Source organism: Pedobacter deserti, assembly GCF_024436415.1.
Taxonomy (GTDB): domain Bacteria; phylum Bacteroidota; class Bacteroidia; order Sphingobacteriales; family Sphingobacteriaceae; genus Pedobacter; species Pedobacter faecalis.
The window spans coordinates 3,084,489-3,096,580 of the sequence record NZ_JAFMZQ010000001.1; the positions used below are offsets into that span (position 1 = coordinate 3,084,489).

General features: G+C 43.3%; 7 protein-coding genes. 1 reads left to right on the forward strand and 6 read right to left on the reverse strand.

Annotated features, from left to right (window positions below; translation table 11 throughout):
- The 3 genes from J3P40_RS13985 to J3P40_RS13995 all read right to left on the reverse strand — a co-directional run bounded on the left by J3P40_RS13985 (window position 1) and on the right by J3P40_RS13995 (window position 5,639).
- A complete protein-coding gene (locus J3P40_RS13985) occupies window positions 1-3,576 on the reverse strand; it encodes a SusC/RagA family TonB-linked outer membrane protein (protein WP_256006768.1) in 3,576 nt (1,191 codons plus the stop codon).
- A gap of 248 nt (window positions 3,577-3,824) precedes the next feature.
- The gene (locus J3P40_RS13990; protein ID WP_256006769.1) at window positions 3,825-4,973 is read right to left on the reverse strand and encodes a FecR family protein; all 1,149 of its coding nucleotides are present in this window, start codon (window positions 4,971-4,973) and stop codon (window positions 3,825-3,827) included.
- 75 nt (window positions 4,974-5,048) lie between these two features.
- Window positions 5,049-5,639 carry an RNA polymerase sigma factor gene (locus J3P40_RS13995; protein ID WP_256006770.1) on the reverse strand — a complete coding sequence of 197 codons (591 nt, stop codon included), beginning with the start codon at window positions 5,637-5,639 and terminating at the stop codon, window positions 5,049-5,051.
- A gap of 439 nt (window positions 5,640-6,078) precedes the next feature.
- On the opposite strand from J3P40_RS13995, the gene J3P40_RS14000 reads away from it, so the two are divergent.
- The gene (locus J3P40_RS14000) at window positions 6,079-7,188 is read left to right on the forward strand and encodes a DUF2891 domain-containing protein (RefSeq protein ID WP_256006772.1); all 1,110 of its coding nucleotides are present in this window, start codon (window positions 6,079-6,081) and stop codon (window positions 7,186-7,188) included.
- 892 nt (window positions 7,189-8,080) lie between these two features.
- Here the strand turns inward: J3P40_RS14000 and J3P40_RS14005 are convergent.
- From J3P40_RS14005 to J3P40_RS14015, 3 genes are all read right to left on the reverse strand, one after another.
- Window positions 8,081-9,103, reverse strand: coding sequence for a TlpA disulfide reductase family protein (locus tag J3P40_RS14005; protein WP_256006773.1), 1,023 nt, complete (start codon window positions 9,101-9,103; stop codon window positions 8,081-8,083).
- A 116-nt stretch (window positions 9,104-9,219) separates the two neighbouring features.
- Window positions 9,220-10,704, reverse strand: coding sequence for a TlpA disulfide reductase family protein (locus J3P40_RS14010; RefSeq protein ID WP_256006775.1), 1,485 nt, complete (start codon window positions 10,702-10,704; stop codon window positions 9,220-9,222).
- Window positions 10,694-12,088: a RagB/SusD family nutrient uptake outer membrane protein gene (locus tag J3P40_RS14015; RefSeq protein WP_256007079.1), complete on the reverse strand. Its 1,395-nt coding sequence runs from the start codon at window positions 12,086-12,088 to the stop codon at window positions 10,694-10,696. Before J3P40_RS14015 ends, J3P40_RS14010 begins: the two co-directional genes overlap by 11 nt.
- Between the last annotated feature and the right edge of the window lie 4 nt (window positions 12,089-12,092).

Genomic DNA, 12,092 nt, shown 5'->3' on the forward strand with positions numbered 1-12,092 from the left:
TTAAAAATTAAAATTAACTCCGAAAACATAACTTGTTGGCAGGCGTATTCCCAATGTTTCAGGATCTACACCGATATCATTGCTTTTCCAAAGCGCAGGAAGATTATTGACCTGGAATCGCAGCCTCAGGTTGCTCAACCCGATTTTAGAAACTGACGTCTGCGGCACGTCGTAGCCCAAGACAAAATTCCTAATCTTCAGAAAATCTGCTGCGTGCACAAATATATCTGTATTGTTTTGTACAGCAGGCTGTGAACCTCCAGCGGCATTGAATTCCCAGATACCCGGTATGTTTGTATCGGTATTGGTAGGAGTCCAGGCATTTAAGTACCATGACCTTACTGGAGCTGCTGCCGGGGAAGCTGTCGGTGACATGTTAATCTGCACTTGGTTGGCACGCATGTGATGTCCGCCGTAATAAACCATCAATAAATTTAAACTAAAGCCCTTCCAGGACAGTTGGTTTTCCAACGCATACGTATGCTTAGGGTCCGCCTGGCCAGTGTAGTAAACAGAGCCAGGGCTTGCAGTTTGAATCCCCACATCAGGGATTATCCTGCCATCTTCGGTATACCAGGACTGTGTGCCTGCTGCTGTCAAGCCAGCATACCTGTAGGAAAACAATGAGCGAACGGGATATCCTTGTTTATAACCGATGCTTACGACTTGATATGCGCCATTAGCCTGAATCTCAACACGGCTAACTTCATTTTTATTCCAGGATGCGGTACCAGAAGTAGTCCACGACAGTCCGCTTCTATCTCTAGCGCGGAACCAGTCATACGCTAGGGTCAGCTCCACCCCATTGTTTGTCACATTGGCCATATTCATTACCAGGCTATTAAAGCCCTTGGTGACTTCCAGAGTTTGATTAGAAAATACTTTCTCACTATCCTTCTTATACACGTCTAGTACACCCCGCAATCTCGAATCAAATAACATGAATTCCGTTCCCAGGTTGACATTTTTAGTTTTTTCCCATGACAGCTCTGGATTCCCAGGACTTTCTATACTAGCCCGGGGAAGACCAGTATTATTGTTGGATAGGCCTGTAGTAGCAGTCATATAACTGGTAGCACCCTGGTAAATGTTGCCTGTAAACCCATAGCTTCCCCTAAGCTTTAAAAGATTCAGGAATGTATACTTCTCCATGAAATTCTCGTTGTTTAAGTTCCAACTCAGACCAACGGATCCGAACGGAGCCCCCCGGAACTCCGTGGCCAAACCATAAACATCTGCGAAGTCCTTTCTAACAGATCCGAATATATTGTAACGCCTGTCATAACTATATGTCACATTTGCATATCCAGATGCATTTCGTCGCCTTACCTCAGTGAGATCGTTGCCTGGAACATTCAGCGTAATCGCATCCTGAATGAATGGATTAAATAAAAAGACTCTTGCAGGATATCCCGGGGCATAAAAACTCGTACTGTTGATATTCCAAAGATCATTGTAATTCACCGCAGTTGTAGACTGGGATTGTAACTGATCGTCCCATCCTAGATACAGGTTGCGGAAACCTTTAGTATTGGTCTCTCTAAACTCTAACCCAGCAATGACGTCTAGACTGTGTACATCTTTTATGACTTTGCTGAAATTAGCTTGTCCACGACCAGTCCAGAAGTTGCCCTGTGAGTTCTCAGTAGCCAATCTGCCTCCGGTTTGAGGTATCAAATAGCGGTAGCTGCCATTGTTATCCCTGACTGTATATGCATTTCGCATCAGGCGCATTAAATAGCTGTCTGCTTCTGAGTTGTTGATCTCAGATCGTCGGTTCACCTCGTAAACATATTGGGTATTAAATGTCAACCCTGGGATAATCTTAAATAGCAACTCCCCGTGATAGCGTGTGTTTTGTCGTTCAATCTTATGCTGATTCAAATTGATCTCGTCAAGCAGATGATACTGCATTGGTTTCAGCGCCTTATCGTTCTCTATCCAATTAGAATAGGGATTATAATAATGTGCATATGATGGCGCAAGATTTGCCTGGCTCCCGTCGGGATTAAACAGGCTATAATAAGCTGGTAAGCTAAATGGGTCGAAAATATTCTCGACGTAATTACTTCGTCGTTCTATAGCTCGTTGCGATATATTATTAACAGTAAAGTTGACTGTCAACCAAGGAGTCATTTCATAAGCACCCTTGTAAAAAATATTCAATTGATTTTCTTTGTCATGGATATTACCTCTGTTGTCACCTCTGTAATTCAATACAAGATTTGACTGAAAGTTTTTTGTGCGGTTACGTATAGACAAGTTATGCATCTGCAGTACCCGTTGTTTTAATATATTCTCTGCATAGTCTTTCGCAAAATTCTGAGTTTTATACTGGGAAAGCCTACGGTCTAATTCCGACTGCTCTATGGCTCCGATTTTCAACAGATAGTGATCGTATTGGATAGGAGTTGGAATCAGCTCGAAACTACCTGTACCAGCAAGTGAATTTGCCATACTGGTGGTTGCAGCAGCGGCGTTAGGGGAAGTATTGTAAAGCCATTTATAATACTGATTCTCCCGATCCACCTGTTGCTCCGGGGTCATATACCAATTGTCTGAGTAATCTACGTTCCTTTTTTGCCATACAGTTGTGTTAGAAGATGCTTCTACATCAATCTTGTCTAGGTTGGTTGCTTTCTTTGTAGTCACGATGATCACACCGTTGGACGCCCGAGCGCCATAGATGGCAGAAGCAGCAGCATCTTTCAATACCGTTACAGTTTCAACATCATAAGGATTGAGGTCTTCGTAGGCCATTTCAACCGGAAGGCCATCAACAACCAGGAGCGGTCTGCTTTCTGCGAACAAAGTACCAGTACCCCGTATCGCCACTCTATCCCCGTAGTTTACTAGTCCAGCCACACGCCCTTCTAGGTTATCTATGATATTCGGTGTAAAACGGCTTTGAAGCTCTTTGGCAGTAATTGTTGCGGATGCACCAGTGGCCCGCTCCCTTGAAATCTTCTGATACCCTGTATTCACGACCTGAATTTCAGTCAGGTCCATAGATGTTTCCGTCAGAATGATATTCAAATCCTTGCCGCTGGCTTCAGATGCTTTAACTTCTTTAGGAGCATAGCCTACGAATTCAAATACAATTATTGCATTATCATCAACGTTTGTTATCTGAAAACGCCCATCCGCTCCACTGACAGTACCTTTATTGGTGCCTTTTACACGAACAGTTACTCCAGCGATAGGCGATCCTGTTTGGCCTACCACCCTGCCACGGACATCGATAGCCTGCAATCGGGATACCAACCGATCGATAAGCGAAGCTTCCTTAGCTTTAAGGATAACAGTATTGTCTTCAATCAAATATTGTAAAGGTTGATTTTCGAAAACAGCCTCAAGTACAATATTCAATGACGCATCTTTTACGTTGATGCTCACCGGATTTGACTTTTCAAGCAGTACATCGGTGTAAATAAAATCATAGCCGCTTTGTGCGCTAAGGTGTCTAAGTACGGTTCGTAAGTCTGCCTTTGATTTCGACAATGTGATCTTTTGTGCAAAACTACTAGCACTGACGTGAAGAAATGTAGCTAGCAATATGACGATGGTTAAACGCATAATTTGCCAAATTTTTCGGTACGGTCTGCATGGTACAGCCGGTTTCCTGGTGTAATTTTTATACATTTGTTTAGATTGGTTTATTTAGCTGCTTCCTGCTTCGAAACTTTTGGCAGCTGAGGTTTGTTGATTAATTTTGACACGCCGGTCTGTACCCGGAGATGTTAGGCCATTTCCGGGTTATCTACCTATCATAGCTTCATTCGTAGATTTCCTCCATATTCGTTAGTTAATTGTTAAGCGATCTATTATTTAAATACATATATTGCTCTTCCTTCTATCTTAAAATGCACCTGCCCGGTAGACTCAAGCGCCCTTAACACTTTGGAAACCCTTTCAAATCTAGAAACGGTTCCTTCAAATCGATCCAAGGGCTTTTCACCGAGAAAATACACCTGTACATTGTACCAGCGCGCGACCTTCCTCATGATGGTTTCGATATCTTCATTAGCAAAAACAAACTTGTTATTTGTCCATGCAATAGATTGCGGGGCGTTCACATCATAAATCTGAATGCCCTTTTGATTATTTAGTGCCGCCATCCCAGGCGCCAGAATCCGCTGGGCACTGTTGCTCTTCAGGCGGACGCTACCCTCCAAAAGTGTAGTTGCTATTCCAATCTCCTCGGGATAGGCACTTATATTGAAACGGGTACCTAAAACCTCTACTTGTTGATCCGTACTCTCTACAACAAATGGACTGTTTTTATCCTTCGCAACCTCGAAATATGCTTCTCCTGAAACGAGTTCTACAACCCTGTTCGCTTTATTAAACGCCGAAGGAAACTTCATAGTAGTGGCAGCATTCAAATATACCTTTGAGCCGTCCGGAAGAACAAAATGATACATTCCTCCTCTCGGTGTACTTGCCGTTATGGTTTGCTCTTTGGAATAAGAGCCATTCTTTAGAGTAGCTCCATCAGAATAAGTTACTCCCCTAGCGCCGATCACCACGCCGCTCTTTTGAGCGCTCAGGTCAATTACCTGGCCATTGCTCAGCCTAAGAGTAGCTTTGTTACCTCCTGGGAGGATATCGCTTTTGACGATAGTGTCGCGCTTTGCACTTACATCCGATTTATCAGATATATTATAATACAACAAGAGAGCAAAGGTAATACCTCCAACTGCAGCAGCAACCGCGAGTCTCGGCCATACGACCTTAACCACTTTCTTTTTCTTATTCGCTAAAATATTGTTCAAAATTGCTAGCGAGCGCCCAGGTGGTAACGGAGGAGGATCAATTGTTTGTAAGTACTCCCAGTTCGTATCCATCACCTCTTCAATAGAATCTTGCATACTTTTTTCATTCAGTAACACCTTCCACTCCTCCAATTCAGCGAGTGTCAGTCGTTTTTGCAGATAACGTGTATGCAGATAAACGATCCGGGTTTTGTCCATATAGTCCAAGTTCAAGGATCACAATGATCCGTTTATTATATGAACCCCGCCCGAAGATGATCGGGGTAGTGAATTTTAAAATAATTTAAAAATAATTAATAACACTGCAATGTCAGTATGACTGCGTAGGTATTCACGCAAAAACTTAAGTGCGCTTTTTACATGCGAGTGCACCGTCCCCGGAGAAATATTTAACTGCTTCGCCACGTCCTCATATTTCAGGCCCTGTACGTGACACAATTGATATACTATCCTTTGCTGTGGAGGTAGTAGCTCAATAGCTTGGTTCAGTACTCTGCGCGTATCGTTGAGCAAGATATGATGTTCAGTGTCCAGATCGTCTTCAATCCAGTTCACCGACGCCTCTAAATCCGTACTGTTTATTCTGGCTTTCCGCCTTAGTGCGTTTAGCGAATGATTCCTTGTTAAAATCTGGAAATATGCAGGCAGGTTCTCTATCGGCGAGGAACGGCCGTCACGCATCCACAACTTCAAAAAAATCTCCTGTACTATCTCTTCGGAATCCATTTCATTCCTAAGATATGCAATCGCGAATTGATAAATGCGAGCATGGTATCTATCATAAATAATCTCAAACGCACGCTGGTCCCCCTCGGCAATTCTCGCCAATAATTCAGCCTCATCATAACCGAGTTTCAGCACCATATGTTGATCAGTTTATTCCTTTAAATTTACGAATAATCGCAATGATAGATAATATTTCCCATATGTCGAGGATGCATATTTTAGCATTTACCGGATTTGGTCAATCTAGTTACTCTAATCTGCACGGCAGACTGCATTTTTAGAGTTTCAATTTCGAGCAAATAAGCAATTGATGTTTATATATTTGCTCATGCCTGAATTTTTTAACCAGTTTCAATCCCTTTTCAAAAATATTTTTTGTTTTTCAGATCATACTTTTTGGCGATTCCCTTTGTTAAGGTGACGCATTCTAAAGCAACCAGGGACAACACAAGATTTTACAGCTCAGTCGCTTACCAGACTCCATGGCACAGAATCTTCAACATTTACTGGCAATAAATTACCTAAAGAGAAATCATTCTGGTAATATTGCATTTTCCGCAACTTGAATCAAACCTATATGAAAATCAATTGTTATCAGTTCGCATCGTTCCTAGCCATTAACTTTGTTTTGCTGTTTCCTGATTACCTATTAGCACAATCCGAACACTATACAATCAAAGACAAAAAATATACACTTACGTTGAAGGGGGCTTCCCATTTTGCCGCACTGCCTTTGAAATGCATGCAAGCCGAATTCCCATATAAGACGGGAATTACCTTTACCGACACTTCAATGACTAGAAAGCCACGGGACTATCATCCTGCATTCTATGGGTGTTATGACTGGCACAGCAGTGTTCATGGGCATTGGATGCTTGTACGACTACTCAAACTTTTCCCAACTATCCCAGAAGCGTCGGAAATCCGGTCTAAACTCAACGAAAACCTATCTGCTGAAAATATCATTCAAGAGATTAAAATCTTCGAAGGAAAGGATAATAAAGCTTTTGAGCGAACGTACGGGTGGGCCTGGTTGCTTCAATTACAAACCGAACTGGATACTTGGAATGATCCGCTTGGCACAAAGCTCCAGAATAATCTAAGGCCGTTAGCTAACAAAATAGCAAGTCTTTATATTGAGTATTTACCGAAGATGAGTTACGCAGTCAGATCTGGGGAACATTCTAATCTAGCCTTCGGATTGAAACTTGCCTGGGAGTATGCTAGAAACGCGAAAAATCAGGAATTGCAAAATGTTGTCAAAGAAACTGCCGTCCGATTCTATCAAAATGACGCAAATTGCCCATTTAACTGGGAACCTGGAGGCGCTGACTTTTTAAGTCCCTGCTTGGAAGAAGCAGACTTAATGGCTCGTGTGTTGACTGGGAAACAATTTGAAAAGTGGTTTAAAAAATTTCTGCCATCAGCATCCAAAACCAACTTCAACATCATTCCAGGCGAAGTAAAAGACAGAAGTGATGGCAAGCTGGTTCATCTGGATGGCCTAAATCTTAGTCGGGCCTCCGCTCTTTATAATATTGGGAAGCATTATTCAAAGAACCAAAAGCAGCTATTCGTTCTGGCGAACAAGCATTTGAGTTCGGCACTTCCGAATGTCGCCAGCGGCGATTATATGGGTGAGCATTGGCTGGCTTCCTTTGCTGTATACGCACTCACTATGCAATAGGTTTCAATTTCCAAAAGTTGGGAACAATAACGAGATGTTATCGCTGCTATCAGTGATGAATTTGATGGGATATTTATGTTACTAGAATCACTGGGAAACTGCTTGATGGTCTGATCCTACTAGATCCATTCAACCCAAGACGATATGTTTTCTTTTGTCATTGAGTAGTTTCTACCTTTCACAAAACGGGTTTAGAGGGAACTAAAGGTCTAAATCTCCGCAGACGTCTCAACGGAATGCCTCCTCGCGGCAATGGATATTTCGATAGGCTATTGCTTTAGATGGAATTTCACTCAACTCTACGTTCAAGAAATTACGGGTGCGCATAGTTAACCCTGTTTTGTGGGGGCAGCCAATGTGCACAAGACGAATTTATGGGCTTGGCACACTGCCGATATCGCAGTGCGCCGTTATACGGATCAGTTAATGAAAGCTCGAACAAAATCTGTTCCTTATAAGGAAATGATTCTGATGGCAATCCTCCGGAATGTAATTACGGGGGCTCAACAGTAACCATCGATCTATTGGCTTTGTTAGCAAATGTTGTCCAATTCCTTACCATGCGCTGAAATTGTCTAAACACCATATCAGTCTGCAGGTAAGGTGCCGAGCATTTAGCTAATTTGACGATAGGTGGGTGGTGCCACATTCAAAGCTTCAAATCCGATAATCCGTCTATGGCAGACCAACCCGATGGCAGCCGTCATAAATGCTGGCACCGTTTATTACGCGAACCAAGAGCAGTAACGAACGATAATCCCGCGATAACATTGCATTTAAGGCGGCCATGCTCATGGGAAATTGGTTCATTCAAATACTCTGGCACAAAACCAAATTGATCAGTTGATGAGATGTAATGAAATGACTAAGGGGCTTAGGTTCTGCTACAACTTCATGGCGTTGCAGACTTTTCAGCTTTCTGTCTCATTTCTACCGCTTTCGCAGGGTTCCCTGCCTTTTCATACAAGGCAGCCATACGATTATATGTTTCCGCAAAATTCATACTCCACGGATATCTCCTTAACTGTTCCTCATAGGCGTCCACTGCGATAAGGTAAATAGCGGCATTCAAATTATCTTTATCGTAAACAGCATCTGTTACTGCGTTAAAGGGTGGATCAGCATGAAATGCTTTCATCCCGTGATAATACTCCACAACCTTTTCTGAATTCAATTTCACAAGTGACCAAATCGTGAAATGTGCAGTTTTAGGATAGTATTTCAGTCCTGGATTTTCTTTGACAAGCTCATCTATCTTTTTCAGTGCACCTTGCGGATCGCCCGGATTGCCCATTGTTGGATTTAAAGTACTTACCACCAGATTGTTGTCCAATTCTGTCAACCGCCTATATTCTTGGTGTTCCATTGCAGCACGCGCATTGTCCCATTCGCCGGCAATAACCTGTGGAAGCACTTTGTCTAGACCTGCCGGCAGACCCGCCCAAGCTATATCACCCTCCCTGTCGACAATGAAGGCGGTTGGGATTCCTCGAAATCCATAGCTCCTCAACCAATCTTGGGTCATCCTGCCCTCCTTTTCCACAGCGACATGGTAGTCCATTTTGTTACCCATCCCTCCAACAAACTTTTCTATCACAGACATTGCTGTGCCGGTTCTCTCCATTACATTCACACCGATTATTGAGACGTCTTGCCTATACCTCCTGGCAAGGTCAGAAAGATGCGGCATACCCGCAATGCAGGGTTTGCACCATGTCGCCCAAAATTCGACCACGTAAACCCTTCCCCTTTTAAACTTGCTCGTACTGTCGCCTTTTAACCATTTTGCGATATGCAGCTCGGGAGCCGGCCCTCCTATAATCCCGTTTGATTTTGCCGCCCGCTGCTGGGCATTCACTATTGAAGTGAAAAAGACAGAACAGAAAAGAATTATAAATTTTACTTTCTTCATCATACTCTTATTTCTAGGTTTAAAATTGATCACTTGTTGGCAACTAATTACGGTTGGACCATCCACTTCTAAGGCTACCGGACACGCGCTAAATATTGTGACGGATATGAGTATGTCGGTTAAACTCCATTCCCAGCCAGCTCAATCATTTCAGTCATTTCCTCTACTGGATCATATTGTCCGCCATTTCCAGTGACCTGAAACCGTATAATGCCTTTCCCATCAATGATAAATTTTGCTGGTATACCACTTATTTTAAAATCGCTTACAACCCTATTGATCCCATTATTATCTTTTAAATCCATTAACACCTGGAATGGATAATTATTAGCAATCATAAATTTCTTAGCATTTTCCGTCGCATTCTCCTCCCTTTCCCATGTGTGGATAAATAAAAACTTAACGTTGTCTTGCTGTGCAAATTTCTCAACCACACGTTTCATTCCAGGAAATGAAGCCTTGCATGGCCCGCACCAAGTAGCCCAGAAATCCAGTACCACAACTTTGCCTTTTAAATCACTCAAAACAACCTTGTTTCCGTCAACATCTGTTAACGTAAATGAAGGTGCAGGGAGGCTAATCATCTTCTTAGACAGTTCATCCTTCATCCTTTTGCGGAGACTTTTGTTGACGGATGACATAAAGTCTGCGTATCCAGCATCCGACCCTTTGACTTCCTGCCAAAGTGCTTTTAAGCGATCCTTCATCTCAGGCGTAGCTAAACCTCGTTGTATGCTTCTTTGTAAAACGTCAAAGGCTTCAAACCTTCGGCCCAAACGCTCGAGTACAAGTGCATATCTGCCCTCAAGTGACCCTGTTGCAGCCGGGACGTTGTTGTAAACCAAGTTCAAATAGTTTAAAGCTCCTGCGTAATCTTCACGTTCCACGAGGATATCAACCAGGGTCCGTGTATAGCTCGGCAGACCCGTAGCCGTAAAACTAGCACCAGGCTTATCCTTATCAGTCGTTGAAGCTCGGTAGCTTACCTCCCAGGCTTTTTTCAAAAGCTGTTCGCCTTCCTTTACGTGTCCAGCTTTAATTAGACGCATACCAGGTCCGGCATACCCCTCGCCCTTCCAGGCCGGAATAGAGACCATATTTGCATAAGCAACTGCTTTCTTTGTGTTACCGGCCTCCGCATAAGCTGAGGCCACAGCATTGCTGGCATAGTCGTATTCGATACTTTCTTCGTCAAAATTTTTCGGCGGAAATTTTTTTATCCATGCACGGTATTTTTGCTCTTTTCTTACCGGATCCTTCTCCTTATAGATGCTCGAAATCGCGGCCCCACGCGCCCAAATGCCATTTGGAAACTTCTTTTGTCCGGCAGTTGCTATGGAATCCTGAATTTTAGGTTTACCTAAGCGGTAGAAGAACTGGGCCGCCGTGGCCCAGTCCTTTTCATTATTGCTTTGAAGCAAAATGTACAATTCTTTTTCTAACGCCAGTTTGTCGGATGGGTCTTCAGACTTTAAAAGTTCCGTATATCGATTCCTTAGTGAATCCTCTAATTCACCGGACTGTTGAGCTACAGCGTCTGGACTCCAAAGTCCCAAAGCGGTCAAGCTGATATAAAATAGAGTTCTAACTTCTTTAGTTCTCATATCCCAAATTTTGTTTTAATGCGGGGTTCTTAGTAATCTCATCCGAAGAAATCGGCAATAGTACATCTGTTGATTGCCAGTTCACGCCTTTATAAACCGAAAGCACTTCGTCAGCCCGGGATTTCGAAGGATCGGTAAAGCCGGGCGTTCTCTTCAAATCTGCCCAGCGGTGAAACCATTCTCCAAATAGTTCCAACCTCCTTTCTTTCTCGATAGCTCTAAGCATATCAGGCTTATTCAAATTCAATAAGCTACCTAAATTTGCCCGGTTACGAACAACATTCAAGTCAGCCTCAGCGCCGGAAACCCCGGCTAAATTATTTTGCTGCGCACGCGCCTCAGCTCGGATCAGGTGTTGCTCTGCCAGCCTCAATACCACATAATACTCGCTGCCGACTGCCCCCGTACGTAATTTATATTTGCTTACAGAAAAATTGCCCGAATTTCCGAGCGCCGCAGTCCATGCAGCCTTCCTGGCATCAGCTGCCTCAAATGCATCTGCCAAATCATTAGTAAGAAGCCAATTAGGTGTAGCAGTTGCTGAAGATGGCACGTATGTCGTACCCCAAAGGGTGACCCCATTTAAGTTGAAAACTTGTAAAATGGTTTCAGTGCTGGTCTTGACAAAAGTGTTTGCCAAACTTGACATGCTGTAAACTCCGGATGAAATTACGGACGTTGCCTCTGCTTCTGCATTCGCCCAATCCTTTTCATACAAATACACCCTAGCTAAGAGCGCCGATATTGCATACACGTTCGCCCGCGCACGCTCTGACGAAGGGTAAGTCGGCGTCAATAATTGCTTAGCAGTTTTCAAGTCAGAAATGATTAAAGCGGTAACATCCGCGACAGGAGATCTAGGTAGCAATGCTATAGTTAAAGGGTCCGGAGATGTGGAAAGGGGCACATCACCAAAAAAAGTCTTCAACTGCAGATAAGCTAATGCCCGCCAAAAATAAGCTTCACCTAGCAACTGGCTTTTAACCGCCGGCGTTAAGGTTTGGGACTTTGAAAGGCCATCAATAGCAATGTTGCTGTTGGCCACATTGCGATATGGGCCAGACCAAAGAGTACCGCTCAGGTAACCGTTATTCGGCGCCACAGAATTAGTTTGAAAATCAGCAACAAAATCCGTCAAATTGTACCGCAACTCATCAGCCAATGCTCCGCCTACAACAGTTGCGTTAAGCATTGATTCACGAACAGCCGTGTTGTCATAAAGTGCCGCTATCGCAGCAGTAGCAGCAGGATCTGTTTTAAACACTTCAACAGCAGGAACTGTTCCGTTTGGTGTGCCGATATCGACGAATTTCTTGCAAGAACTTATGGTGAATGAGAGCAAAGCCACACATCCATATTTTAATTTTAATATTGTCAATTTCATAATC